Genomic DNA, 26,198 nt, shown 5'->3' on the forward strand with positions numbered 1-26,198 from the left:
ACAAGCCGGCCCTCCCGGAAGGGGCAACCTGGGCCGCCGTCAGGCCTCCACCGTCATCGTCCGCGGAATCGACTTCAGCGCGATCCCGATCAGATCCGCGCAGGTGCCGACGCCGAGCGTCTCGGTGTCGAGCACCATGTCGTAGGCGTGCACGTCCCGCAGGTCCTGGTGCAGGATGTGGCGCACGAGCTCGTTCTGACTGCGGTCGGCCTGCTCGATCCACAGTTCCGCCTCGCGCGCCGTGCACTTCCGCCGTTTCGCCACGTTCTCGATCCGGCGCTCCGGCGAGGCGACGAGACGGAGACAGAGCCCGTGGTCTCTCGGCAGGACGAAGTGCAGACCACGGCCGATCAGGATCACGTTGCCACGGGCCGCCAGCGCGGTCCCGATCGCCACCAGACGCTTGAGGTAGGTGTAGTGACCCGGATAGGCGCGGTCCAACGAGAGGAACACGGCTTCGCGGAGCGAATCGTGGGGACCGCGCTCGACCCGCTCGAACGCGGCCCGGGCGATCGGACCGCCCTCGGCCATGCGCTCGAGCAACTCGCGGCCGTAGACGTCGTATCCGAGGCGCCGGGAAAGGACTTCGGCCAGTTCTCGCGCTCCCGATCCCGGCTCACGGGAAATGGTGATCCAGGGGGAGACGGGCGGTACACGCCGACGAGGACCGAAGTCCCGGCGTTCGTCGGCGGCGCGAGCCTCGATGGCCCATTTGTTCAACTGCCGTGAAACGATGCGCTGCACGGCGGGGATCTCGAGCGAGTCGTCCATGGCGAAGCCTCCGTTCGGGGCCCCGCGCCACAGCGCGGAGCGTGGAGTCCGGCTGCACCTCCAGTGTAGCACCGCCGCGGGGCCTTCCCGCTCTGATCAACCTGCACCAACCCCGTGCCGCGGCTTGCCCGCCGCCGGCGGAGCCGTTATGGTCCTGCCACTCGAAACCGACGCCCGGCGGGTCCAACCGGGAAGCTGGTGCGATTCCAGCGCGGCCCCGCCACTGTGACCGGCGACGGCCTCCGCACACGCCACTGGAACACGGGTTCTGGGAAGGCGCGGAGAGCCGGCTCGAGCCGGAAGCCAGGAGACCGACCCCGGGCGTTTCCACCTGGTCCTTCGGGGGAAGGAAGGGTGGGTTTCGCGCACGCGGAGGTGGGCACTCCCACCGGCCGTCACCCCTGCTGCGCGCGACCGACCGTACCGACCTACCGGGACGCAACCTCCGGCGGTGATGGGCCATGCCCAACACGCGCGCACGGGGGCTGCTCCTCGGTCTGTTCGCACTGGCGTGCGGAGGAACGACGATCCCGGCGGCGAGAGCCGCCGACGCCGATTCCACGACCGGAGCATCCCCGACCACCGTCGACGCCGACTCGACGGGCGATCTCGTGGCACCCGTGCTCGAGGTGCGTGGACGTCGGATCACGGCCCAGGGTCGCGTGGATCGCGACACCGGCTTCGCCAGCGTGCTCGAAGCCTCGAGCTGGCGCGGCGAGTCCTACGACACCGCCGAGGTCCTCTCGCGCGCGGTCGGTGTGCACGTGCGCGACAGCGGAGGCGTGGGCGGACACGCGACCGTCAGCCTGCGCGGATCGACACCGGCGCAGGTCCCGATCTACCTCGACGGAGTGCTCCTGAACGGACCCGACAGCGGAGCCGTGGACCTGGCCGACCTCCACCTGGCCCACCTCGAACGGATCGAGGTCTACCGTGGAAGCGCTCCCCTCGTGCTCGGCGGTGGCTCGCTCGGAGGCGCCATCCACCTGTACAGCCTCGACGGACGCGAGAGCTGGAACGGTTCGCTCACGCGTGGTTCCTTCGACACGTGGAACGCGGAGGGGGGTGGTGCGTGGCGACTGGCAGACTGGTCGGTCGCGGCACGCGGTCGATTCGTGCGCAGCGAGAACGACTGGGACTACCTCGACGACCGCCGCACGCCCTACAACCCCGACGACGATCGCGTCGTCGGCCGCGTCAACAACGATGCCACCGGCTTCGGCGGACAACTGCAGCTCAGCCGTCCCGCCTTCGGAGGCACGCTACGGCTGAGCGAGATCCTCGACACGCGCGAACAGGGCCTGCCCGGACGTGGGGTACTCCAGTCGGAGACCGCACGGAGCCGGTCGCTGACGCACCACGCGCAGATCGCCTGGCGCAGTGAACGGCGTGCCCGCGGCGTCCTCCGGGAGGTCTCCCTCCACCAGCGGACCGAACGACAGGCCGTCCGCGACCTCGGCGGCGACCTGTCGGGGACCCCGCGCGACCGCGTCGACGTGCTGCACGCCGTGGGCCTGAACGCGAGCGGCGCCGCGAGACCCTTCGGGCCGACCGTCTGGAACGTCCAGAGCCGGGTCGCGCGGCTCCGCAGCGTCGACGAAGCCCTCCTCGACGGCGAGGGCGAACCCCAGTGGCGCTGGACCACCACCGCTGCCCTCGAACCGAAGTGGCGCGTCCTCGGCGACCGCCTCTTGCTGTCGCCCGGAGTCCGCGTGGAGCACCACGAGCAGTGGTGGAACGAGAGTTCGTCGCTCGAGTCCCTGCCGCGTGGCGACGAACAGAGGACGGGACTGTTCGCCTACACCGCCCAGTTCGGGACGCGCTACGCGATCAGCGACGAGGTGTCGCTGAAGGCGAACCTGGGAGTCTACCGTCGTGTCCCCACGCTGCTCGAGCTCTTCGGCGACCGGGGAACGACCACCGCGAACCCCGACCTGCGTCCCGAAGAGGGTGTGAACCGCGACGTGGGCCTGGTCTGGTCACGCCCACTCGAGGGGCGGCGCTTCGCCCTGAGTGCCTTCGCCAACGACGCCTTCGACCTGATCACCTTCGTGAAGACCTCGCCGGTCACCGCCCGGGCCCGGAACCTGGGTCGCGCCGAGATCCGCGGCCTCGAATTCGAGGCCGACTTCGGTCGATTCGGGCCCTTCGGATTCCGTGCGGCCATCACCCGCCTCTGGAGTGAGGACCGGACCGACGACACCGTCGCCGGCGGGAAGCAGTTGCCCTTCCGGCCCGGGATCGAGGTGGAGTTGCAACAGAGCCTGCACGTGGGACACCTGCGTGCCGACTTCGACCTGTTCGCGATGGGCGAGAACTACCAGCAGACCGGCGAGCGCCTGGCCGTCCCCGCACGTGTGATCGGCTCGATCGGACTCCGCTGGAGACTGAGCTCCGACTGGGCCCTGCACGGGCGGGTCGACAACGTCTCCGACGCCGAGGTCCACGACTTCCTGGGTGATCCCCTGCCCGGACGTCAGGTCTCGCTGAGCCTGCAGGCGGGTGGACGATGAAGATCCTGTTGATCGCGTTCGCCCTCCTCCTGAGCTCCCGGGCAGGGGCGACCGAAGAACTCTTCGTGGTCACCACCACCTTCGAGGTCGTGGGAAGCACCGGACGGATCGGAATCGACGGCGGCTATCCGACGGTGGCCGACGAGTTCCAGGTCCACAGCGATGCCGTCGTCCGCCAGCAGAACGGCTTCGTGTTCGTGATCAACCGCCTGTTCGCCGACAACGTGCTCGTGCTCGACGCCGCCGACGACTACGGCGTGGTCACGCAGTTCGGCGTGAGCGGAACGGGCCTCAACCCGCGCGACCTCGAACTGGTCGGCGACGATCGTGCCTACGTCACGCTGTACGAGAGCAACGAACTCCTGATCTGCAACCCCTTCACCGGAACGACGCTCGGGACGATCGACCTGTCCGCCTTCGCCGTGGCCGACGGTCTGGTCGAAATGGATCAGATCGCCCGCGTCGGCGATCGCGTGTTCGTCACCCTGCAGAACGTGGATCGGCGCGTGACGCCGTGGGCGGTGACCGGCGCGTCGACGATCGCGGTGATCGACACGAACACCGACACCCTGGTCGACGCCGATCCGGGGGCCCCCGGCGTACAGGGCATCGAACTACAGATCCAGAATCCCTACTGGCGCTTCGAGTACGATCCGGGCCGACAGCGCCTGTTCATGATCGGCGCGGGCTCGTTCCAACAGAGCGACGGCGGACTCGAACGGATCCATCCCTTCACCCTGCGCTCGGAAGGACCGGTGCTGACCGAGGCCGGCCTCGACGGCGACCTGCTGGACGTCGCGCTGGTGGACGACGCCACGGGATGGGCCCTGATCAACGACCCGACCTTCAACACCTGTCTGGTGCGCTTCGATCCCACGACCGGCGAGCGCACCGACACCGTGCTGTGCACGAGCGGCTTCCTCCTGAGCGATCTGGAGCTGTCGCGCGACGGTCGGATCTTCGTGGGCGACCGCACGCCGTCGAATCCGGGAATCCGGGTGTACGACGCCTCCACGGCCCAATTGTTGAGCGGTCCGTTGGACGTCGGGCTGCCACCCTTCGACGCCACGCTGATCGAAGGGGTCCCGACCGGCGCACCCGTTCCCACGCGCCCTGCCCGGCTCGCGGCCCACCCGAATCCCTTCAATCCGCGGGTGACGATCGGACTCGACGGCGCCGAGCACGACGGGGTGGTCGAGATCGTCGACGCGCGGGGGCGAAGAGTTCGGACACTGGCGCTGGAAGCCGGGACCGCGATCTGGAACGGCATGGATTCCGAGGGACGGCCCGCGGCCAGTGGGATCTACCGGGCCCGCCTGCGCGGACGGGACGACGTGACGGCCGTCCCGCTCACACTGGTGCGTTGAGCTCCCGCTAGGGCAGCATGATCGAGCGGCCCTCGACCTTCTCCATGCGCACGCGGTACTCGGCACCGTCGTAGTAATCACCGATGTTGCAGGGCCGTGCCCCACCCCGCACCACCTCGAGCGGCACGGCACGGTACTGACCGTCGACGAGCGCGGTCATGTGACCACTGCGGTCGTTCTTCAGGAGATCGTAGGCGAGCGTGGCGTAGGCCCGGCCGACCATGCGGTCGAGCGAGTCGGGTGAGCCCGACCGCATGAGGTAGGCCAGCTTCTGCTGCAGGGTCTCGCGCCCGGTGTGGGCCCTCACCTGCTTGGCGAACCACTCGCCGATACCACCCAGTTTCTTGTGACCATAGGCGTCCTCCTCGCCCCCTTCGAAGGGAGCACCGGCCTTCGGGTAGGCGCCCTCGCTGATCACGCACACGGCGTAGTCGCTCGGACTGGCGTCCTGGTCCGCTGCGAGCAGGTCGGCGGCCTTCTCGGGCTCGAAGGGAACCTCGCTCAACAACACGCGGTCGGCGGCCGAGAGCATTCCGACGTACAGCGCGGTGGCCCCGCTGTTGCGACCGAAGAGCTCGATGATCGCGATACGCTCGTGACTCCCGGCCGGTGTGCGGACCTGGTGGATCAGATCGACCGATCGTGTGATCGCCGTCGAGAAACCCAGGCAGTACTCGGTGCCCCGAACGTCGTTGTCCATGGTCTTGGGCACGCCGACGATCGGGAAGCCCGCCGCGTGCAGCTTGGCGGCGTAGCCGAGTGTGTCATCCCCGCCCGTCACCACCAGGGCGTCCACGCCGAGCTTCTCGAGATTGCGCATCACGACGGGTGTGAGGTCGCGCCGCCCCTTGTCGTTCTGGGGGTAGTCCGTGGCGTCGAAGCCGGCCGGGAGGTCCTTCTCGCGCATGTCGCCCGGGTTGGTCCTCGCGCTGTGGAGAATGGTCCCGCCCGAGCGGTCGATCGGACGCACGTCGCGTGAGTTCAGGGAAGCGGTGTACCGCTGGACCGAGACGGGGTCGTCGGGGTCGACGTGGACGATTCCCTTCCAGCCGTTGCGGATTCCCAGGACCTCCTGTCCGTTCGCGAAGGCGTGGTCGGCGACGGTCTTGATGACGACGTTCAGGCCCGGGACGTCGCCGCCTCCGGTCAGGATCCCGATCCGCTTCATGGCGTCCTCCCATTCGCGGCGGACCGGGTCCGCCGCCGTCAGGCTGGGTCTGCGAGGGTTTCCGGCCGCGCCCGGGCGCGCCGGCGAGGGGGGCCGCGAGAGCCTACGGGAGGCTCGGCGCGGCGCCCACCGGGTCCCCTGTCGATCTCACAAGTTCGCTGCGACCGCAAGCCCCGGCGTGACGTTCCCGCGCCGACGCATTACCCTGAGTCGTCCGCCCGCCGCGTTCCCCTTCCCGCCCCTCGATTCCATGGAACTGCTCGCACACACCGACGAAGTGACCGGATTCTGCCGCCAGGCCCGCGCCGAGGGCCTTGTGGGCCTCGACATGGAGTTCGAGCGGGAACGGACCTACCGGCCCGTGCTCCAGCTCGTCCAGGCGGCCACCCGCGAGCGGGCCGTCCTGATCGATCCACTCGCCATCGACGACCTCTCACCCCTCTGGGAGTTGATCGCCGATCCGGCCGTCGAGCTGATCGTCCACGCCGGCATGCAGGACATGGAGATCGCCTTCGCCGAGAGCGGTGGCCTGGTGCCGGCGAACGTGTTCGACACCCAGATCGCCGCCGCACTGCTGGGCATGGGCGAGCAACCGGGCTACGCCGACGTCGTACGCCGGATCACGGGCGTCCACCTCAAGAAGGGCGAGCGCACGACCGACTGGTCGCGACGACCGCTGAGCAAGGCCCAGGCGCAGTACGCGCTGGACGACGTCCTGTACCTGCACCAGCTCTACGACGAGATCGACTCCGAACTCGAGAACCGCGGACGACGGCCCTGGCTCGACGAGGAGCTCGGATTCTACGAGCAGCGGGAGAACTACGAGAGGGATCCCGGCCAGCTCTGGCTCCGCGTCTCGCGCCATCGGTCCCTCAAGGGCAAGCAGCTCGCCGTACTACGCGAGTTGGCGATCTGGCGCGAGGAAGCGGCCGCGGCCCGCAACGTACCCCGGATGCGCGTGGTCGCCGACGACGTCCTCGTCGACCTCGCCCGCCGCAATCCGCAGACCGTGGAAGACCTCCAGCAACTGCGCCGTCTGCACCACCGCGAGATCGAGCGCGGCGCCGACGAGATCCTGGCCGCCGTCGCCCGGGGCCTGGCCTGTCCTCCCGACGAGCATCCGAAGTTGCCCAAGGTCCACGACGACGACCCCGAGCTCAACGTGACCGTCGACCTGTTGGCGACCTTCGTGAAGTACCGCGCCCGCGAGAAGAGCATCGCGCCCAGCTACCTGGGCAACAAGAAGCAGATCGCCGCCTTCGCCCTGGCCCACCGCCAGAAGCGCTCGCGCGACGGCCACCCGCTGGGATCCGGCTGGCGCTACGAGATGGTCGGCCGTGACCTCGAGCAGTTCCTCGACGGCCGACTCGCGCTTTCCGTGGAGGAGGGCCGAGGGCGGCTCCGCCTCATCCCCGTGGGAAAGCCTTGACCGCACACGACACCACGGGCCCCCGCCCGCCGATCTTCGTCTCGCACCCGAAGTCGGGCCGCACCTGGCTGCGCTACGTCTTCCATCTGGTCGGACTCGAAGCGCACTTCACCCATGCGGGCTCGGGGACCACGAGTCGTGAGCTGGGTCGTCGCTTCGAGGGCGCCGACCTGGGTCTCGTCGAGGGACGCTCGACCGTCTTCATGCACCGCAATCCGATCGACACCGCGGTGTCGTTCTATTTCCAGGTGCTGCGCAAGGACATGCCCGCGGGCAGCCTCCGCTGGTGGAAGCGCTGGATCCCCTTCAAGCTCTCGGGACGCATGCCCGACCGCGACATCGAGGACTTCGTCCTGCACGAGGGACTGGGCGTGCCCAAGATCTGTGCCTTCAACCGCGGGTGGCTCGACGCGCTGGAGGGCCGGGACGACACGGTCGTTCTGACCTACGAGCATGCACGGAGGGATCCCGTCGAGGCCTTTTCGACCCTCTTCGAGTCCCACGGTCTCGACGTCGACGACATCGAGACCGTGGTCGAGCAGTCGTCCTTCGACCGCATGCGCGCACTGGAATCGACCGGTCGTTTCCAGCACATGATGCTCTCGCAGAAGAGCGGCGACGATCCGGAGAGCCGCAAGGTACGCCGCGGACGGATCGGTGGGTATCGCGAGTACCTGTCGGACGAGACGGTGGCACGATGCCGCGAAGTCGCCGCGCGGTACGGCTTCTCGGCCTGAGGCCCGGCCGTCGTCCGACGACCGGGCCCCACCGGGAAGGATCCGGCTGCGGGCAAGGCACTCAGAAGGAGCGGGCCAGCCCGATCTCGAGGTCGACGCCTCCGACCTCGACGCCGAGGCCCTCCCCCTCGATCGTGACGTCCCGCGCGAGGGAGCGGTACGTCAGGCCGGGACGCAGACTCCACGCACCGCCCAGGGCGATGTCCAGCCCGGCACCGAGCTCCCAACCCCAGCCGTGTCCCGAGTCGTCGACGACGTCGCCGTCGGCGTTCTCGAGTTCGAAGTGCCGGAGCACCGCCCCACCGCGGACGAAGTACCCGAGGCGGCCCCCGCCGACCGGATGAACGAACTGCAGGCCAAAGCTGTACCCCGTCTGCTCCAGCGAGCCGTCGGTGAGCCGGTCCCCGGTGCCGAAGTGGTGCCAGCCCCAACCCGCGTAGGCCGCGAGGTGCGGCTGGATCCGATAGGCCAGGGTGGCCTCGAAACCGGCGCCCGTCCCGAGGTCGGAGCCGCCGAGATCGCCCGCGACGGGGTCGAGGCCGGTTCGGAGCTCCCAGCTCCAGCGATCGGAGGCGTGGGATTGCCCGGCCGTGATTCCGGCGAGGGCGACGAGAAGGATCGTGACGAGGCGTGTCATGGCTGTCCCTCCAGCACGGGATGGTGTCCGGGGATCGGAGCCGCCGGCGACCATCGCTGCGGCCTCGCCGATCCGATGCGAAGGCTAGGCAGCACGGACCTTCGATGCTGTTGTGGAACTGTTCGAAACTGTATCGTTCTGTAGCCCGACGACGGGGGCGTCGCCCTCGGCTCCGGTCCCCGCGCCGACGATCCTGCGATCCATCCACTCCGAGGACCCGTGCGACACCGCATACTGCTCGTCGAAGACGATCACCGCCTGGCCTCGCTCATCGGCGACTACCTCGGCCGACAGGGTTTCGAGGTCGCCGTCGAGGCCCGCGGCGACACGGCGGCCGAACGCATCCGGGCCGAGCGTCCGGACCTGCTGATCCTCGATCTCATGCTCCCCGGCCGCGACGGCCTGGAGGTCTGCCGTGAGATCCGCCCCGACCACGACGGCCCGATCCTCATCCTGACGGCCCGCGAGGACGACGTCGACGAGGTCGCCGGCCTCGAAGTGGGTGCGGACGACTACGTGAAGAAGCCGGTCGAGCCGCGCGTCCTGCTCGCGCGCGTCCGCGCCCTCCTGCGACGGACCGCATCGAGTCCCCGGGCCGAGGCGGCCCACGACGGCACCCTCGAGTTCGGATCGCTGCGGATCGTGCCCACCTCACGGACGGTCGAACTCGCCGGACGACACGTCGAGCTGACGACGAACGAGTACGAACTCCTGCACCTCCTGGCCGCCCGCGCCGGCGAGGTGGTCTCGCGCGACTGGCTGTTCCGCGAACTCCGTGGCCTCGAGTACGACGGGGTCGATCGCTCGGTCGACATCGCGATCTCGCGCCTGCGGAAGAAGCTCGAAACGAAGCCGTCGCACCCGCAGCGCATCCGCACCGTGTGGCGCCGGGGCTACCTCTTCGTCCCCGACGCCTGGTAGGGCCGTCCCGTGCGTCGTCTGTTCCTCAACTACTACCTGTTCCTCGTCTTCGTCCTGGTGCTGGTGTGGTTCGCGGCCGTGCCATTGGTCGAGTACTTCGCGTCGGCACCCTTCCGCGAGGACTACGACCGCTACTACCGGGAACTGATGCGAGGCACCTTCGAGTTGGTGACCGAGGACCTGGGCTCGATCCCGCCGGCCGAATGGTCGCAGCGGATCGAGGAGCTGCAGCCCGACTTCGGCTATCCGCTGGAGCTGGCCACGATCGACGAAGCCGGCGTCTCGGCGGCCCAGCGCGAGCAACTACGCGCCGGCACGCTGGTCGTGGGCACCGGCTACGACCAGTTCTGGCGGCGCATCGGCGACACCGACCGGGTGCTGGTCATGGGTCCGTTCCCGGCACCGCAGGTCGGTCGTTCGGTGGACTTCCTCACCTGGGCGCTCGTGCTGGGCTTCCTGGGCGTGGCCACGACGCTCTGGGCGCTTCCCTTCGCCCGTGAACTTCGCGGCTTCCGACGGACCGCCGCGGCGTTCGGCGAGGGACGCTTCGAATCCCGCGCGACGACCCGACGCCACTCCCCGCTCGCTCCGCTGGCCACCAGCTTCAACCGCATGGCCGATCGCATCGAGCAACTGATCACCTCGCACCGCGAACTCACGAACGCGGTGGCGCACGAACTGCGGACCCCGATCTCGCGCCTGCGCTTCGGGTTGGAGATGGTCGAGTCGGCCGGTGACGAGTCCACCCGCGAACGCTCGGCCCGAGAACTCCGCCGCGACCTCGACGACCTCGAGGCGCTGGTCGAGGAACTGCTGGTCTACGCGCGCTTCGACCGCACGGCGCCCGATCTCGAGCTGGAGCCCCACGCGTTCAGGCCGTGGATCGAAGAACTCCACGCCACTCTCGTGGCCGAGACCGCCGCGCAGGTCGAACTCGACTGCGCGATCGAGGACGGCCGACCGGTCCGCTTCGACCCCCGCCACCTCGCACGGGCCCTCGAGAACCTCGTCCACAACGCCGATCGTCACGGCGGCCACCACGTGCGGATCGCGGCGCGGACCGACGGCGATGACGTGGTGGTCGCGGTCGACGACGACGGCCCCGGCATTCCGGTCGACGAGCGCGAGCGCGTGTTCGAGGCCTTCGCCCGCCTCGACACGAGCCGCAGCCGCGACTCGGGAGGTTTCGGGCTGGGCCTGGCGATCGTGCGCCGCGTGGCCGAAGCCCACGGAGGCCGGGTCGAGCTGACCGATTCGGACCTCGGCGGATGCCGCTTCACCGTGCGCTGGCCGAGAACCGCCTGAGCCGCCGGATCAGCGACCGTCGTCCGGAGGGAACAGGAAGCGCAGCACGTCCCCGAAGCGCCGGGCCCACGCCTCCTCGTGGTGCCGGCCGCCCTCGTCGACGTGGACGATCAGGTCCTCGCCCTCGACGAAGCCCTCGTCCAGGAGCGTCGCCCGGAGTTCCCGCAGATCCCTGACGTAGGCCCCGCTACCCTGGACGTCGCTGCCCTCCTCGGTGCCCATGTCGGCCCACAGGCGGACGTCGGGTTTCGGGGCCTGCTCGAAGCGATCGAGGATCACGCCCTCGTCCCACCACAGGCTCGGCGAGATCGCCCCGATGCGGCCGAAATGGTCGTCGTGCTCGAGCGCGGCCACCAACGCCATGAGTCCGCCGAGCGACGACCCCGCGAAACCGGTCGCGGCGGGGCCGGTCCGCACGCGGTAGCTGCGCTCGACCCAGGGCATCAGGGTGTCGACGATCGCCGTGAAGTGCGCGTCGGCCCCGCCGCCGATCCCGCGCCGGGCGTCGGTCGAGGGCGTGTACTCGAACACCCGCCGGGCGCCGCCGTTGTCGAGGGCCACCACGACGATCGGCTGCATCGCCCCGGCGGCGATCTGCTCTTCGCAGGTCTCGTCGACCCGCCACTCGCCGGCGAAGCTGGTCGACACGTCGAAGACGTTCTGCCCGTCGAGCATGTACAGCACGGGATACGTGCGATCGGACTCGCGGTAGCCCGGGGGCAGGTAGACCCACACGCGACGACCGTCGAGCAGATCGTCGACGGTGTGCTCGGTGACGTCGCCGGTGAGCGTGCGCACGATCTCGGTGTCGGCCCAGCGCGGCACGGCGAGCTCGTGGACACGGCCCTCGTCCACGGTGATCCGCCGGCTCGTGATCTCCCCGCCGGCAGGATCGCGTTCGGCCGTGCCCCACGAACCGCGCGTGAACCGGAACTCGATCCGTGTGCCGGGCTGGAACTCCAGATCGATCGCGTGGACCCGGTCGTCGACCGGCGTCAGGGCGAAGTCGGGATCGCCGGGATCCCAGTCCTGGAAGTTGCCCGTGACGAAGACGGTGGCGTCCAGCGGTGTGGTCTCGGGGACCGTGACCCGCAGGGTGACGGTCACGGCCCCGGCCTCCACCGCGAGGAACACCAGGACGAACGCGAGCAGTATCCGCATGTCATGCATCGGCCCAGGTCGGGGTCATGGGTTCGGCCCGTCGCGCGGATCGGTCCAGCAGCACCACGGCCAGCAGGAGCATGGCCCACGTCAGAGGCGGAGCCCAGGCGAACTTCGCGTGTACGAAGGCCAGGTAGGCCACGGTGGCGGGGAGCACCGTCATCGACGACAACACCGATGCGGCGACGAAGCGACCGTCGACGAAGCTCGGATCGAGGGAGAACGGCGCGCGCCACTGCACGCGCTGGATCCCCCGCACCGCCACCTCGAGGGTCAACAGGACGACGACGAGGTCGTCGACGACGCGCCAGGGCGTCGATCCCGCGGCCACGTGCAGTCCGAGAACGATCAGCACCGCCCAGGGCACGGAGGTCGCCCGCGCCATGCCGCGCTGCCACGCCGCCCACGGTCCGTGCGCGACGGGGGAGGCCACGAGGACCCACGAGGCCCGCCGCTGCGAACTGCTGACGAGGGCCACCATGTTGGCCACGCCGACCGAGGCCATCACGATCACGAAGAGGTGGAACCAGCGGAAGCCGTCGCGATCGGCCACGATCGCCAGTGGACCGACGTCGTGCAGCGGCCCCACGATCACCACGACGAACATCAACGGCGCGTGGAACAATCGCAGGAGCACGCGCCAGTCGTCGCGCAGGTGCGCCACGACCAGGCGCCGCGGCACCAGCCCCCGGATCCCCGGCATCCACGGCCACAGCAGGATCTCCAGCCAACGGATCCGTCCGCGCGTGTCCGAGGACCGCCGTGCCTCGACGCGGTCGGCCCGGCCCCCGCCGGCGATGGAGCGCACGGTCAGCAGCACGAGCGCCGCGGTTCCGAACGTACTGCCGAGTGCGACCCCGGCACCGACCGCCCACGACGTCTCGAACAGCACCGGCCAGACCATGCACCAGAACAGCGGCAGCAGCGCCCAACCCCACGCCGGCGGCCCCGCCCCCGAGGCTTCGGCCCGGTCGGCGAGCGTGGGCATCACGGTCGCGCCGAGGAAGAACACGACGAAGAACGCGGCACCGACGATCTTCTGCGCGCGGCGGCGCCCGAACGTCCGGCGCAGCAGCAGGAGCGCGAGCGCGAGCAACGCGGTGACCAGCACCGCCTGGGCCACGACCGCACCGGCGGTGACCACTCCCACCAGGACGCGTGGGGCTCCCACGAAGAGCAGCACCGCACAGGGAACGGTGGCGAAGGCCAGCGTGGCCTCCAGCACGCCGCGCAGCAGCAAGAGCATGCGCGCGGCCCCCACGTCCCGCGCGGTCACCGGCCAGTGCCCGATCACCTGCGCGTCGTCGGTGTCGAGCAGCAGGGGGATCCCGTGGATCAAGACCACCGCGCTCGACACCAGGAGGCCGAGCACGGTGACGACCAGACCGATGCCGGGCAGTCCGGTGGCCAGGACCAGCATCCCGCCCACGAACAGTCCGAGCAGGGCCGCACCGACCAGCGAGAGCGTCCGCACGAGCGCCGGACCGAACACGCTGGACTTCTCGCGCTCCACCAGCAGCGCGAGACGGCCTTCGCGCGCACGGTCGAGGAAGCCGATCAGCGCGCCGACCCGCCCGGGATCGGCCCCGAACCAGGCCGCCACGTTCATACCGCGTCTCCGAGCAGGTCGGCCAGGCGTCTGGCCCGCGATTCGCCGCCCACGGTGAGTTCGCGAAAGATCTCACGCACCGACAGCCCCTCGTAGCGCGCCCGCAGGTCGACCAGGTCCCCCTGCCAGACCACGCGCCCCTCGGCGAGCACCACCAGGTGGTCGCAGATCTCGCTCACCTGTTCGAGCACGTGGCTCGACAGCAGGACGCCGCGCCCGTCGGCCGCCAGATCGCGCAGCAGCGCGATCACCCGGTCCTGGCTGGGGACGTCGAGGCCGTCGAGGGGCTCGTCGAGCAGTACCACGCGCGGATCGTGCAGAACCGCGGTGGACACCAGCACCTTGCGGCGCATGCCCTTGGAGAAGGTCCCCAGGCGACGGTGCCGTGCCTCGTGCAGTTCGAAGTGATCGAACAGACGATCGACCCGCGCTCGGATCAGATCGAGGTCGAGTCCGTGTGCCACCCCGGCCATCTCGACGAACTCGTCGGCGGTCAGCCCCTCGTAGACCGCGCCGTGCTCGGGCACGTAGCCGATCCGTCGCCGCACCTCGAGCGGGTCGCGGGTCGCGTCGATCCCGTCGACGTGCACCCGCCCCGCACTCGGTGCGAGCAGCGTGGTCACGATGTTCAGCAGGGTGGTCTTGCCTGCACCGTTGGGGCCGAGCAGACCCACGACCCGGCCGGAGGGAAGGTCGAGATCGACGGAGTCCAGCGCGCGCACCGCGCCGTACACGCGGCTCAGACCGCGGGTCTCGATCATCGTGTCGGACTCACTCGCGGGAGGCGAGTTTCTCTTCGACGCTGCGGATCTTGTCGCCCATGGTCTGGTCGCGATCCGTGCGCGTGCCCAGGCGAAGCGTGGTGGAGATGCGCGGCGCCCCCATCTCGTGCACGACCTCGTGGCAGCGCTTGATCGCGGCCATGACCGCGTCCCACTCGCCCTCGATGTTCGTGCCGTAGGCGTGCATGCGGTGCTCGAGCCCGGCCTCGGCCAGCACGCGCTCGCAGGCGGCCACGTGGCGCGACACACTCGTCCCGGCACCCACCGGCACCACACACAGGTCGGCGATGACCTTCATGCCGTCCTCCCTCACGCGGGGATCGTCGGAGCCGGGGCAGGATAGCAGACCGCCGACCCGGAATCACCACCGGCGACACGACGCACGAACGGCCCCGTCCCGCCGGACGAGGCCGTTCTCGAAATCGGAACGATCGTTCCACCGCGGTCGGTCACTGGCCCTCGGGCATGCCTCCGCCACCGCCCATGCGCTCCTGCATCGCCTCCTGCAGCATGGCCTGGAAGCGCTGCTGGGTCTGCTGGAGCTCGGTGATCAGCTCCTCGGTGCGCGGGTTCTGCTCCTTCATGGCCGTCACGAGGTCCTGGTTCAGCGACTCGCGCAGCTGGGCGACCTCTTCGTTCTGCATGGCCTGCTGCTGGGCCTGCTGGAAGGCCTGCTGCTCCTGCTGGAGCTCCTCCGCCACCGATTGCTGCTCGGCCTGCGAGAGATCGCCGCTCTCGAGCTGCGCCTGGAGTTCGTCCATGGACTCGCGCGTGGCCTCGGGCTGGTGACCGGCTTGCTTCATCTTCTCGTCGACCATTTCCACGAGTTCGTCACGGCGCTCGGCCAGCGCCGGCTCGTTCTCGAGCGTGTTCTCCTGGATGTCGATCAGCTCCATGTTCAGCTGCTGGATCTGCTGCCGCATCTGCTGGAGCTGCTGCATGGGGTTCTCGCCCTGCGGCATCTGCATCTGCATGGGCGGGCGGGACTCGCCCTCGCCCTGGGCCTCCGATTGGGCGACCGCGGACGACGCGAGGACACCCAGCGCGACGACCAGGGCGAACAGACCCGCGGCGAGCGGGCGCCCAGCGCGGGAAATCGTCTTCGTCGAAAGGTTCGGATCGAACATGTCTCGGATACGCTCCTTGGATCGGATGCCACTGGACAAGCGGAAAAGGAACAGTCAACACCCTGGAAATACTGGATCCACGACACTAACAGGGCACGTCGGGGCCGTGTCAACGTCGGCCGGTGCCACCATCCGCGATTCAGCCCTGCCCCCATGCGTCACCGACGAGGGCTCCGCGTAGGGTCGGGACCGACACGGGTGGGAGGCGGCGGTCGGCACGAGCCTACGCGGAGAACCTCCCCGAGTTCCGGATCCCACCCTCCGACCGACGGAGCGAGCAAGGAGACGAGCCTCCATGAACATGCGAGTTTCGAGCGAAGCCTTCGACCACGGGGATCGGATTCCCGTGGAGTACTCCCAGGACGGCGACAACCTCTCGCCACCGCTGGAGATCGAGGGGGTGCCCGAAGGGGCCGAGGAGATCGTCCTGCTGGCCTACGACCCCGATGCGCCGACTCCGCACCCGTGGGTCCACTGGCTCGTCTACGGAATCCCGCCCGGCGTGCGTTCGCTGCCCGAGGGAATCCGCGTCTCCCCCCGACCGGAACGGCCGCCGGGTGCGCGTCAGGGGCTGAACACTTCGGGAGACGCCGGCTACGAGGGACCCGCGCCTCCGGTCGGCGACGGCGTGCACGAACTCCACTTCAAGGCCTACGCCCTCGACCAGACCCTCGATCTCGAACCGGGGGCCGATCCGCAGACCGTGCTCGAGGTCATGCTGGATCATGTGATCGACTACGGCGAACTGGTCGGGACCTTCGAACGCCGATCCTGAGATCCTTCCCGCCGGCGAGCGGCGCTCAGGCGCCCTCGTCGGCGCTCCGGTGAGCCTCGCGGGCGGCGAGCGACACGGCGATCATCGACCAGCCGTGCACCAGGAGCTCGACCGAGATGAACACCCCGATCACCCACAGCGCAGACGATGGCCACTGGGCGAAGATCAGGATTCCGAGCAACATGGCCAGGATCCCGCCGAAGACGGGCCATCCCCATCCCGGCCGGCCGCGCATCTGCAGCCCCATGGCGAAACGCAGCGCACCGACGAGGAACACGGCAGCGGCGAGCAGCAGCGTGAGGAAGGCCGACGAGAACACGGGATCGATCAAGACGACGGCACCCGCGGCCACGTAGAGCAACGCGATCGTGGCGTGCAGGGCCTTGCTCCTCCATCCGTCGCACTTGGCCGTGTGCAGCGCCTGGAAGATTCCCCCCAAGATCAAGAGGGCTCCGAAGAACAGGACACTGGCGAGGGTGAGGGTGACCGTGACCATGAGTCCGATCAGGCCCAGCACGATGGCCAGGGCGCCGAGTCCCGCCATCCACTTCCAGTGGCGCGCCAACTCGCCGTAGAACCGGAAACTCGACTCGGGCAGCGGGCTCGGACCGTGCAGGGAAGTCATGGAGTGATCTCCTCGTCTCGTCGTGGGAGCCGGAACGGAGGTACGACGCTCCCGAGCGCCGACGACCACAGCTCAGCACGCCGGCACGCTTCTTCCCATGGGACCGCCTCCCCGGTCCGCGATGGGGACCTTTCCCTGGGCGATCTCCCCAGGCATCCGTCCGCACCCCCTCGGGTGGATCGTCCGGGCCGGAGCACCCACGCTTCGGCGTTCCCTCGCACCCCGGAGGTCCGCCGTGCCCGAACTCCCCGACGTCGACACCTTCCGGCACCGATTCGACACCACCGCCCGCGGGCACCGCGTGGAGCACACCTCGGTGAGCGACACACGGATCCTGGAGGACGTCACGAGGCAGCGGCTCGCCCAACGCCTCCACGGCCAGCGTCTCGACGACTCGCGCCGGCACGGCAAGTACCTGTTCCTGCGCGGCGGCGACGCGGGATGGCTGGTGCTGCACTTCGGAATGACCGGCGAGTTGATCTACGACAGCGATTCCGACGACGCCCGGCTGGTCCTCGATCTCGACCGCGACCACCGCCTGCTGTACACGAGCCGCCGCATGCTCGGCCGCGTGGGGTTCACCGAGGACGTCGACCGTTTCGTCGAGGACCACGATCTCGGCCCCGACGCCATGAGTGACGACCTGGATGCAGAAACCTTCGTCGCGCGGATCCGGGGCCGTTCCGGCATGATCAAGTCGAAGCTCATGGACCAGTCGCGGATCGCCGGCCTGGGGAACGTCTACACCGACGAGATCCTCTTCCAGGCCGGTGTGCACCCGCGTCGCGCGACCGACACCTTCGACACCGACGAACTGCACGCTCTCCACCGTGTGATGCGTCGCGTGCTGCGCGTGACCACCGATCACGGGGCCGACCCCGGAGAGTTCCCCCGCGGTTACCTGACCCCGCGTCGCGAGGAGGGCGCGGAATGTCCTCGCTGCGACGGACCGATCGAGACCTGCAGCGTATCCGGCCGCACGAGCTACGTGTGTCCTCGATGTCAACCCGCTCCCTGAGCACGCTGCGCGCCGATCCTCTTCCGTCTACCTTCTCCGAGCGCACCACCAAGCCCCCGGGGGAGCCGTCATGCGTCACGTCGTCTTCGTCGTCCTTCTGCTGGTGCCCGTCATCGCGCGGGCCGAACTCGATCCGACCTCCCGCTTCGCCGACGCGTTCTGGTCGCACTGGGGAGACGGCCGGGCCGAGCTCGCCAGCTACGACCTGACCTTCGAACGCTACGGACACGAGCGCTCGGGAACCGCGGTGGCGATCTTCGTCACCGAGACCTTCAGCCACTCGTTGCGCGTGAAGGCCGACCCGGGCAACCATCCGGAGTCCGACACCTACCCCGTGATGAAGCTGAACCTGGTCGAGGACTTCCCGACCGGTGTCTACGACTACAACCTCATGACCAGCACCTTCGTCTCGCTCGTCGAGCGCGACGGCCATCCGCGCGGACACGTGACCAAGCTCAGTCACAGCATGCAGGAGTGGTGCGGCCATGCGTGGATCCAATGGATCGCCCACGAGGACCACCTCGACTACACACTGCACAGCTACTTCGACGGCGAAGCCGACCAGCAGCGGCGTCTGGACCTGCCGGAGAACGGATTCACCGAGGACGCAGTCCTGCTGTGGGCGCGTGAACTCGCCGGACCCTTCCTCGCTCCCGGTGGCTCCACCGAGCGCCCGATGTTGACCGCGGCGAAACGTGCGCGCTTGACGCACACCGATCCTTCGTGGACCAATGCCACGTTCCATCGCGCCGGATCCCCGACGACGATCGAGGTCCCGGCCGGAAGTTTCGAGGTCGAGGAGCGGTGGATCACCGTCAACGGCCGCGAGATCTGGAGGATCTGGGTGGAAGCCACCGCGCCGCATCGGATCGTGCGCTGGGAGAACGCGTACGGTCAGGCCGCCGAGATGGTCGCCAGTCGACGGATGCCCTACTGGCAGCTCAACGAGCCGGCCGGACGCGCGCGCCTCGAGGATCTGGGCCTCGAGCCCCGTCCCGCCCGGACTCCCTGACCGAGGACCCGCGACGCATCACGTCGACGCACTGGAGATCGCGCATGAGTCCCATGTTCCTGTTGCCCGTCCTCGTGGGCTTCGCCGTCGTGGTGCAGGCAGGCATGAACCGTCAGATCGCCGACCACTGGGGCCTGGCCGGTTCCGTGCTGTTGAACAGCGCCGTGGTGCTGGGGCTGGCGATCGTCTTCTACGCGCTGGTGCGGTGGCGACCCGAGCTCTTCCCCGAGTTCCTGCGCTGGCCCGATGCTCCGGGCCACTTCGCCTGGTGGCGTGGCTTCGTTCCGGGGGTGCTCGGCATCACCATCGTGGCCGGGCTCCCGTGGGCCTTCTCCCGACTGGGTGCGCTCGAGGTGATCCTGAGCGTCCTCGTCGCACAAGTGGTGGCCAGCCTGTTCTGGGACGCACTGGTGGAGCGGATCCCGGCCCACCCACTGCGGGTGGTCGGAGCGATGATCGCACTGGCCGGGACGGCACTCGCCAGCTGGAAACGCTGAGGCTCAGCCCAAGAGGAGGTCCAGGTCCAGCGGGAGGGGCTCGACGTCGAGAACCGTCCGCAACCGATCGACGCGGACGCGTCGACCACGCGGTGCATCGGCCGGCGTCTCCGACCAACGGATCGGCTCGGCCCCGGCGCGGGCGAGGACACGATCGTAGAAGTCGCGTCGCCGCAACGGTGCGGCCGCGCTGACGTTCACCACTCCCCGGTGCAGACGCAGGAGAGCGGTCTCGAGCGCGTCGAGCACCGTGGGAAGTGGAGCGAGGTTCAGCCAGGCGTCGCCGTCGTCGCGTTCGGTGCCGGCCAGCGCCCCGACCCGACGGTGCGGACCGCGTGTCGCCCCGATCAAGCCGCTCAGTCGCAGGACGGCGCCGCCGGCGGCCAGTACGTGGTCCTCGCCGGCGCGGAGGGCGCCGCCGCGACCTTCGCGGGGCACCCGTGGTGAGTCCTCGTCGACCCAGGAGCCATCGCTGGCGGCGTACACGCCGGTCGACGAGGTGTAGACGAGATGGGCACCGCCGAGCGCGTCGACGAGGTGCGCACTTCCGCGGTCGTAGACGGCCCCGTAGTCGCCCCCGCGACCGGCAGCCGCGCTGAACACCACGTGCGTGGCTCCGTCGACCACGCTGCGCAGCGCGTCGCGGTCGGCGAGATCCACCGCATGGGCGTCGAGACCGCGGTCGGCGAGTGCGGCCCGGCGCTCGTCGGAGCGCGTCGTCACCCGCAGGCGCTCGACCAGGCCCTTCTCGCGCAGGCGCTCGGCGAGGGCGGTTCCCACGAATCCGCTGCCCACGATCACCAGGTCTTCGATCGGTCGGTCTTGATCGGTGTGTCGCATGGGGGCAAGGTACCCAGGATCCATCGTCCCGACACCCTGCGCCGACCGTTCTCCGGGAGACCCACGTGCCCGCCTCCGGCGACCGCTACGCGCCTCGGCGCCCGTTTCCGGCCTACGCCTACCTACCGGGGCGAGACCCGCATCCGACGCGGCACCCCGACGGCCATTCCCACGGTGTCGAGGAGATCGAGGTCGTCGCGCCGAACCCCGGGCTCTACGCCGAGTGCGAGGACTATCTCTACGGCATCGACCTCTACAACCACGACTACCACTGGGAAGCCCACGAGGTCTGGGAGGCCCTGTGGCACGCTTCCGGCGATTCCGTCCAGCGCGAACACCTGCAGGCCCTGATCCAGGCAGCGGCGGCCGGGGTCCAGCACCGTCTGGGACGCGACAAGGGGCGCTCGCGTCTGGCGCGTCGCGCGTCCGAACGCCTGCGCACCGTGGAACGCGAGGCCGGGCGGGTGTACATGGGCGTCCAGGTCTCACGTCTGGCCACCGAACTGGGACGCTTCGCGTTCGGTGGAGACCGGCCCCCACGGATCTATCTCCTATGACGCCCTCCGGGGTGCCTCGACGGGAACTCGCCGCACACCGTTGCGTGAGAACCCGACGCCCGCCGTTGACGACCTCCCGAACCGGGGACATGCTGCCGCCATGGCTACCAATACGAGCCCGCGTGGGCTGATCACGACCGTCGTCGTCGTCCTCGTCCTGTTCGTCGGCGGAGCCGGCCTGCTGTGGTGGCAGCAGTCGACTCCGCTCCCGACGGCCGAACTCGACCGCTCCGTTTTCGAGGTCGGACGCCGACTGGAGTTCGGACTCGAGCTGCAGGCTGCGCGGGGAAGCGTGCGCGATGTGCAGGTGCGGATCCTCCAGGGCGACGTCGACGCCCTGGTGTTCGAGGACTCCCTGAACACCGCCGCCGGCCGACTGGACGTGGCGTTCCGGCTCGAGGGCCACGGCCTGCGCGAAGGAGAAGCCCTCCTCGAGGTGCATGCCGGCGACGACGTCTGGCGCCCGCGCGGCGACGCCGACACGCCGAGCGCTCGAATGCCCGTGATGATCGACCTCACTCCACCGCGGCTCGAGATCGAGGCGGCCACCCGGTACCCGCGGCCCGGTGGTTCGGCGATCGCCGTCCTGCGGAGTCGCGGCGCCACCGAGGTGCGCGTCGAGGCCGGTGAGCGCGACTACCGGGCCTACGCCCGCCAGGAACTTCCGCACCAGTTCCTGGCGCTCTACGCCCTGCCGATCGATCACCCCGCCGACGAGTTCCCCGTCGCGGTGGCCGTGGACGCGGCGGGCAACCGCGCCGTGCGGGAACTGCCCGTGGTGCTCCGCGCACCGGACGTCCGCACGGGCTCGGTGGACCTGAGCCACCGCTGGCTCCGCGAGAAACTTCCCGTGCTGCTCCCCGACGTGGACACCACCGATGACCAGGCCCTGCTCGAGGGTTTCCTGTACGTGAGTCGCGACCTCCGCGCCGAGGCCGCCGCCGAACGCGACCGGCTCGCGGCGGCCAGCGGACCCTTACGACAGTGGGAAGGTCCCTTCCTCCAGCTACCCAACAGCCGGAGCACCTCGGTGTTCGGGATCCGGCGCACCTACCGCATCGACGGCGAAGGTCTCGACACGCAGGTGCACCAGGGTTACGACCTGGCCTCGACCGCGCGGGCCCCGATCCCCGCCGCGAACACCGGGACCGTGGTCCACGCCGGTCCCCTGACGCTCTATGGAGAGACGGTGGTCCTCGATCACGGACAGGGCCTGCTCACCCTGTACGGGCACTGCTCGTCGCTCGACGTCGAGATCGGCGAACAGGTCGAGAAGGGCAAGATCATCGCCCGGACCGGGGCCACGGGTCTGGCCGGCGGCGATCACCTGCACTTCGAGGTCGTCGTGGGCGGCCAGCCGGTCACGCCGCTGCAGTGGTGGGACACGGCATGGATCCGCGATCACATCGAGGCCCCCCTGCAGGAGGCCGCGGAGGGCAGCGAGGGCGCCGGACGCTGAATCAGTCGACGGTCGAGGTGGACACCTGCGCCAGTCGCTCCTTGACGTGGTCGGCGTAGCGCAGGTCGCAGTCCATGATGTGACCGACCACCCATCGCCGGACGAACTCGACGACTTCCGCCGAGACCCGTTCGCCACTCCGCCGATGACGCACGACGAAGGACCGGAGCCTCTCGGCCAGCCGCCGGTGTTCGAACTGGTGCTGGGCGAGATCGGGCCACGCGCACTCCTCGAGCAGTCTCTCCTCGTGCTCGAAGTGCGTCTTCGTGTAGTCGTACAGGCGCGCCAGGATCTCGCTCATCTGCCGATTGGCCCGGCCCTCCCGGAAGGCGTCGTCGAGCTCGTTGTAGATCTGCACCAGGCGCTGGTGCTGCTCGTCGATCTCCGGGATGCCGGTACGGATCCGCTCGTCGAACTCGATCTGCACGGTTCCCCTCCTCGCCAGCCGCCACTGCGACGGCCACCGCCTCGTCCTCTGGGTTTCGGTGGCGGTGGCGAAACCTTGAGGCCCGGACGTGACAGCGGCGGGATCGCGTCCTCGCGCTCCCGCCGCCGCCCGGCACGACCGTGTAGTCCGTCGCGCCAGAAGTCTCGAGATCCCCGAGTCCTCGGGCCGGTGCGCCGGGCGACTCCGGTCCACCGCCGGTGTCGGCGGGGAGGAAGCCGAGACGCTCTCCGGCGGCCTACCGGGGTCGGATCAGCGTCACCCGCTCCTCGGGTTCGGGGATCTCGAAATCGTCGTTCACCGCGCGGCGTCTCCCGGAGCGTCCCCGTGGATCGGGACTCTCGCGCAGTAGATCGACCGCACTGAGCTGGACCGTCTCCGCCCCCGGGCCGGCCTCGGCACCCTCGGCCGCCGGCACCGTGAACACGGGACGCGTGTCCTCCTTCGCAGCACGGTCGTGGTCGGCCTGCTCGGCCGTACTCCGTCGCGCGGGAGTCGCCAGGGTGGCAGGACGGCGCATCACCTCGTCCAGCACCAGACGGCGCATCTCACGCGCGCGGCGCATGAACTCGATCAAGGCCACGCCCTCGAGCGGGACGAGCGAGTGGACCCACGCGTGATCGGCGTGGATCTCCAGCCCCACCGGGGTCTTCCCGTCAGGGCCACAACTCGCGGCGACCTCCTTCAACCAACGGTCGACCGAACGGCGCGTCAGCTCGTCGGCCACGCGGCGGGCCTCGCAGGTCCATTGCACACGCAGATTCAGGCGACCGGTCGTGGGCCGACGCCGCAGCAATCGCTGCCACCGGGACACCGGGATGGTCTGCGGCACCGGCTCCACGTGGAGTCCGCGGACGTTCAACTCGCCGCGGATCTCGAAGCCGAAGACCTGATGGTGCGCTCCGTCGACCTTCCGTCTCGCCAGCCAGTGCCGACCTTCGCGGTCGCTCCCGATCATCACGTCGTCGAGGTCGATCCCGTGCACCTCGCCGCGGAAGCGGGCGGCGAGATCGACGAGGTCGGACGGCAGGTTGCCGCCGATCAGGTCCAGGTGCTCGCGCTTGCCGAGCGACTTCAGCTGCTCGCGCCGCTTGCGCCGCCTCTGTCGGCGGCGAGCCCGCACGAACCCGGCCGTCGCCGCGAGGGCGACGCCGCCGATTGCTCCGATGCCCGCCAGGAGCAGGGACTGGGTCATCATCATGGTCTTTCGTTGCTCCGCGACGACACGCCTCGGATTCCTCCCCGCTGTCCGTACAGCAAGGGCCGTGCGAACGCCGGAGAGCCGATCCTCCCGCACGGGCCGACCACGAGCGGCGCTTCGCCGGCGCCGTCCGCCACCACGGGACACCACGCTCCCTCGGCACGTTCCCCCCTGCGCGGATGCACTCTGCACGACCGGCGCATGACGCCCGGGGCGTCCTGCAGCCCGGGCTGGCTCCGACCCCTCGGCTCTGGTATGAAGGGGTCGAGTCCCGTATGTCCCTGACGCTCCAGGAGATCCAACGTGTCCGGTGACCTCGATCACGTCTTCACCTTCTACGTGCAATCCACGCCCGCGGACCTCTGGAACGCGCTGCTCGACCCCGACGTCACGCCACACTGGGCCCACGGCCTGCGCGTCCTCACCGACGGCCGTCCCGGCGACGCGATCCACTGGGTGCGGCCCGAGGACCCGGAACGGCGCGCCGTGATGTCGGGTGAGATCCTCGAACGCGAGGACGAGCGCAGTCTGCTGCACAGCTTCCGGCTGAGCGCTCACGAGGACCCCGCGACACGCGTGCGCTACCGGATCGATCCGGAAGACGGTCTCTGCCGGCTGGTCGTGACCCACGTGGGCTTCGACGAACGCAACGACAGCTGGCACGAGACCCTCGCCGGGTGGCCCCGCGCCCTGAGTGCGCTGAAGACCTGGCTGGAGACGGGTCGGGAGCTCGGTCGTCGCGAAGCCGCGGCGGGCTAGACCACGCGCCAGCGGAGCGTCTCCCCCGCACGCAGGGGAACGACGTCCTCGTCGGCGAAGGGATAGGCCGCGGGGCACACCCAGTCCTCCCGGCGCAGCGTGACGGTCCCCGGCTGCTCGGACAGACCGTAGAAGGCGGTCGCCCGTGTGTGGGCGAAGGCCTCGAGACGTTCGAGCGCACCCGCGTCCTCGAAGATCTCCGCGTACAGAGCCAGGGCGAGCGGCGACGTGTAGCATCCGGCGCATCCGCTCGCGCACTCCTTCGCCGACCGACCGTGCGGCGCCGAGTCGGTGCCCAGGAAGAATCGCGGGTCGTCACCGGTCGCCGCCTCGATCAACGCATCGCGATGCGGCGACGCCTTCAGGATGGGCAGACAGTAGAGGTGTGGCCGGATCCTCCCGACCAGCATGTGGTTGCGGTGGTAGAGCAGGTGGTGTGCGGTGATCGTCGCCGCCACGCCGTCGCGCGCGGCGCGGACGAAGTCGACGCCCTCCCGCGTCGTCACGTGCTCGAGCACCACGCGCAATCGTGGGTGGGCCTCGACCACGGGCGCGAGCACCTCGTCGAGATAACGAACCTCACGATCGAAGACGTCGACGTCGGGAGCGGTGACCTCGCCGTGCACCAGCAGGAGCAACCCGTGCTCCTCCATCGCGGCCAGGGCGTCGCCCACGCGGTCCATCGAGGTGACCCCGGCGTCGGAATTGGTGGTCGCACCCGCCGGGTACGATTTCACCGCGACGACACCGTCGGTCTCCGCCGCCCGGGCGATCTCCGCGGGCGAGGTGCTGTCGGTGAGGTACAGGGCCATGAGCGGTTCGAAGTCCGCACCCGCGGGCACGTGCTGCAGGATGCGCTGGCGGTAGGCCAGGGCCGCGTCGGTGGTCGTCACCGGCGGTGTCAGATTCGGCATGACCAGGGCCCGCCCGAAGTCACGCGCCACGTGGGGCACCACGGTCCGGAGCGCGGCACCGTCGCGCAGATGGACGTGGGCGTCGAAGGGACGTCGCAGCGTGATCTCTCGGGTCAACTCCATGAGGACTCCTCGGAATCGGCGCCGTCGGGAAGGGCCGGCCGCACCTTGAGCACGGTCTCCTTGCGGATGGTGACCGTGCCGGGCTTCGCGCCACGTGGCTTCTTCACGAATCGGGCCCGGGTGCACGACACCGCGACCACGCCACCGCGACGCGCCTTGCTGTGCCACGCGGCCACGGCTGCGGCGGCCTCCAGGGCCGCCTTGTCGGGTTCGCCCTTGCCCGCCTGCAGGATCACGTGGCTGCCGGGCATCCCGCGCACGTGGAACCACCAGTCGTCGGGGCGAGCGACCTTCAGGCTCAACCGGTCGTTGTCGGCGTCGGTCCGGCCGGCGAGGACCGTCCATCCTCCGGGGAGTTCGTACTCCCAGGCCTTCGGGGGTCGTGGTCGTCGGTCGTTCACGGTGGATCCTCGAAGGGCTGCAACGGACTCACGCTGACTCGACCC

General features: G+C 69.6%; 27 protein-coding genes and 1 riboswitch. Of the genes, 13 read left to right on the forward strand and 14 right to left on the reverse strand.

From position 1 onward, the window contains the following. Window positions 1-39 precede the first annotated feature (39 nt). The gene (locus VKA86_03825; GenBank protein ID HKK70321.1) at window positions 40-771 is read right to left on the reverse strand and encodes a cytidylate kinase-like family protein; all 732 of its coding nucleotides are present in this window, start codon (window positions 769-771) and stop codon (window positions 40-42) included. A 185-nt stretch (window positions 772-956) separates the two neighbouring features. Further along, window positions 957-1,085, forward strand: a riboswitch (cobalamin riboswitch). A gap of 147 nt (window positions 1,086-1,232) precedes the next feature. Between VKA86_03825 and VKA86_03830 the strand changes: the two genes are divergently transcribed. After that, a complete protein-coding gene (locus VKA86_03830) occupies window positions 1,233-3,284 on the forward strand; it encodes a TonB-dependent receptor (GenBank protein ID HKK70322.1) in 2,052 nt (683 codons plus the stop codon). After that, entirely contained in the window at window positions 3,281-4,651 is a 1,371-nt protein-coding gene (locus VKA86_03835; protein ID HKK70323.1) for a FlgD immunoglobulin-like domain containing protein, read from the forward strand. The genes VKA86_03830 and VKA86_03835 overlap by 4 nt, the downstream gene beginning before the upstream one ends. Window positions 4,652-4,658: 7 nt before the next feature. On the opposite strand, the gene VKA86_03840 is transcribed toward VKA86_03835, so the two are convergent. After that, entirely contained in the window at window positions 4,659-5,819 is a 1,161-nt protein-coding gene (locus tag VKA86_03840; protein HKK70324.1) for an ATP-dependent 6-phosphofructokinase, read from the reverse strand. Between the two features lie 250 nt (window positions 5,820-6,069). On the opposite strand from VKA86_03840, the gene rnd reads away from it, so the two are divergent. Then, the gene (gene rnd / locus VKA86_03845; protein HKK70325.1) at window positions 6,070-7,248 is read left to right on the forward strand and encodes a ribonuclease D; all 1,179 of its coding nucleotides are present in this window, start codon (window positions 6,070-6,072) and stop codon (window positions 7,246-7,248) included. After that, entirely contained in the window at window positions 7,245-7,985 is a 741-nt protein-coding gene (locus tag VKA86_03850) for a sulfotransferase domain-containing protein (protein ID HKK70326.1), read from the forward strand. Before rnd ends, VKA86_03850 begins: the two co-directional genes overlap by 4 nt. A 61-nt stretch (window positions 7,986-8,046) precedes the next feature. On the opposite strand, the gene VKA86_03855 is transcribed toward VKA86_03850, so the two are convergent. Further along, entirely contained in the window at window positions 8,047-8,622 is a 576-nt protein-coding gene (locus tag VKA86_03855) for an outer membrane beta-barrel protein (GenBank protein ID HKK70327.1), read from the reverse strand. A gap of 219 nt (window positions 8,623-8,841) precedes the next feature. Here VKA86_03855 and VKA86_03860 point away from each other — a divergent pair, with 219 nt between their 5' ends. Further along, a complete protein-coding gene (locus tag VKA86_03860; protein ID HKK70328.1) occupies window positions 8,842-9,543 on the forward strand; it encodes a response regulator in 702 nt (233 codons plus the stop codon). A gap of 9 nt (window positions 9,544-9,552) precedes the next feature. Next, window positions 9,553-10,848: an ATP-binding protein gene (locus tag VKA86_03865; protein ID HKK70329.1), complete on the forward strand. Its 1,296-nt coding sequence runs from the start codon at window positions 9,553-9,555 to the stop codon at window positions 10,846-10,848. A gap of 9 nt (window positions 10,849-10,857) precedes the next feature. On the opposite strand, the gene VKA86_03870 is transcribed toward VKA86_03865, so the two are convergent. The 5 genes from VKA86_03870 to VKA86_03890 form a co-directional block, all read right to left on the reverse strand. Further along, window positions 10,858-12,009 (reverse strand): alpha/beta hydrolase-fold protein, encoded by a 1,152-nt coding sequence (locus VKA86_03870; protein HKK70330.1) that lies wholly within the window; start codon window positions 12,007-12,009, stop codon window positions 10,858-10,860. Window position 12,010: 1 nt separating this feature from the next. After that, the gene (locus VKA86_03875) at window positions 12,011-13,618 is read right to left on the reverse strand and encodes a hypothetical protein (protein HKK70331.1); all 1,608 of its coding nucleotides are present in this window, start codon (window positions 13,616-13,618) and stop codon (window positions 12,011-12,013) included. Next, a complete protein-coding gene (locus VKA86_03880) occupies window positions 13,615-14,379 on the reverse strand; it encodes an ABC transporter ATP-binding protein (protein ID HKK70332.1) in 765 nt (254 codons plus the stop codon). Before VKA86_03880 ends, VKA86_03875 begins: the two co-directional genes overlap by 4 nt. Before the next feature lie 10 nt (window positions 14,380-14,389). Then, window positions 14,390-14,698: an MTH1187 family thiamine-binding protein gene (locus VKA86_03885; protein ID HKK70333.1), complete on the reverse strand. Its 309-nt coding sequence runs from the start codon at window positions 14,696-14,698 to the stop codon at window positions 14,390-14,392. Between the two features lie 151 nt (window positions 14,699-14,849). Then, a complete protein-coding gene (locus tag VKA86_03890) occupies window positions 14,850-15,527 on the reverse strand; it encodes a hypothetical protein (GenBank protein HKK70334.1) in 678 nt (225 codons plus the stop codon). A gap of 295 nt (window positions 15,528-15,822) precedes the next feature. Between VKA86_03890 and VKA86_03895 the strand changes: the two genes are divergently transcribed. Further along, window positions 15,823-16,302, forward strand: coding sequence for a YbhB/YbcL family Raf kinase inhibitor-like protein (locus VKA86_03895; protein HKK70335.1), 480 nt, complete (start codon window positions 15,823-15,825; stop codon window positions 16,300-16,302). 25 nt (window positions 16,303-16,327) lie between these two features. Here the strand turns inward: VKA86_03895 and VKA86_03900 are convergent, their stop codons facing one another. Further along, entirely contained in the window at window positions 16,328-16,927 is a 600-nt protein-coding gene (locus VKA86_03900) for an HdeD family acid-resistance protein (GenBank protein HKK70336.1), read from the reverse strand. A gap of 235 nt (window positions 16,928-17,162) precedes the next feature. Between VKA86_03900 and VKA86_03905 the strand changes: the two genes are divergently transcribed. From VKA86_03905 to VKA86_03915, 3 genes are all read left to right on the forward strand, one after another. Further along, window positions 17,163-17,945, forward strand: coding sequence for a DNA-formamidopyrimidine glycosylase family protein (locus tag VKA86_03905; GenBank protein ID HKK70337.1), 783 nt, complete (start codon window positions 17,163-17,165; stop codon window positions 17,943-17,945). A gap of 70 nt (window positions 17,946-18,015) precedes the next feature. Beyond that, window positions 18,016-18,957 carry a hypothetical protein gene (locus tag VKA86_03910; protein HKK70338.1) on the forward strand — a complete coding sequence of 314 codons (942 nt, stop codon included), beginning with the start codon at window positions 18,016-18,018 and terminating at the stop codon, window positions 18,955-18,957. A 44-nt stretch (window positions 18,958-19,001) separates the two neighbouring features. Next, complete coding sequence (locus tag VKA86_03915; protein HKK70339.1) at window positions 19,002-19,454, forward strand: DMT family transporter; 453 nt, start codon at window positions 19,002-19,004, stop codon at window positions 19,452-19,454. 3 nt (window positions 19,455-19,457) lie between these two features. Here the strand turns inward: VKA86_03915 and VKA86_03920 are convergent, their stop codons facing one another. Continuing rightward, the gene (locus VKA86_03920; protein HKK70340.1) at window positions 19,458-20,294 is read right to left on the reverse strand and encodes an NAD-dependent epimerase/dehydratase family protein; all 837 of its coding nucleotides are present in this window, start codon (window positions 20,292-20,294) and stop codon (window positions 19,458-19,460) included. A 65-nt stretch (window positions 20,295-20,359) separates the two neighbouring features. On the opposite strand from VKA86_03920, the gene VKA86_03925 reads away from it, so the two are divergent. Together VKA86_03925 and VKA86_03930 are read left to right on the forward strand one after the other, a co-directional pair. Continuing rightward, the gene (locus VKA86_03925) at window positions 20,360-20,851 is read left to right on the forward strand and encodes a DUF309 domain-containing protein (GenBank protein HKK70341.1); all 492 of its coding nucleotides are present in this window, start codon (window positions 20,360-20,362) and stop codon (window positions 20,849-20,851) included. A 100-nt stretch (window positions 20,852-20,951) separates the two neighbouring features. Beyond that, a complete protein-coding gene (locus VKA86_03930) occupies window positions 20,952-22,310 on the forward strand; it encodes a M23 family metallopeptidase (protein ID HKK70342.1) in 1,359 nt (452 codons plus the stop codon). Window position 22,311: 1 nt separating this feature from the next. Here VKA86_03930 and VKA86_03935 read toward each other — a convergent pair whose 3' ends face one another. Beyond that, window positions 22,312-22,737: a bacteriohemerythrin gene (locus VKA86_03935; protein ID HKK70343.1), complete on the reverse strand. Its 426-nt coding sequence runs from the start codon at window positions 22,735-22,737 to the stop codon at window positions 22,312-22,314. A 256-nt stretch (window positions 22,738-22,993) separates the two neighbouring features. Continuing rightward, on the reverse strand, window positions 22,994-23,956 hold the full coding sequence (locus VKA86_03940; GenBank protein ID HKK70344.1) for a hypothetical protein: 963 nt from the start codon (window positions 23,954-23,956) through the stop codon (window positions 22,994-22,996). Window positions 23,957-24,259: 303 nt separating this feature from the next. On the opposite strand from VKA86_03940, the gene VKA86_03945 reads away from it, so the two are divergent. After that, entirely contained in the window at window positions 24,260-24,715 is a 456-nt protein-coding gene (locus tag VKA86_03945) for an SRPBCC domain-containing protein (GenBank protein HKK70345.1), read from the forward strand. Here VKA86_03945 and pyrC read toward each other — a convergent pair. Together pyrC and VKA86_03955 are read right to left on the reverse strand one after the other, a co-directional pair. Then, window positions 24,712-25,746 carry a dihydroorotase gene (pyrC, locus tag VKA86_03950; protein HKK70346.1) on the reverse strand — a complete coding sequence of 345 codons (1,035 nt, stop codon included), beginning with the start codon at window positions 25,744-25,746 and terminating at the stop codon, window positions 24,712-24,714. The two genes, VKA86_03945 and pyrC, sit on opposite strands and share 4 nt — an antisense overlap. After that, the gene (locus VKA86_03955; protein HKK70347.1) at window positions 25,743-26,153 is read right to left on the reverse strand and encodes an NFACT RNA binding domain-containing protein; all 411 of its coding nucleotides are present in this window, start codon (window positions 26,151-26,153) and stop codon (window positions 25,743-25,745) included. The genes pyrC and VKA86_03955 overlap by 4 nt, the downstream gene beginning before the upstream one ends. Window positions 26,154-26,198 lie beyond the last annotated feature (45 nt).

The sequence above is a fragment of the Candidatus Krumholzibacteriia bacterium genome (genome assembly GCA_035268685.1).
Taxonomy (GTDB): Bacteria; Krumholzibacteriota; Krumholzibacteriia; order JAJRXK01; family JAJRXK01; genus JAJRXK01.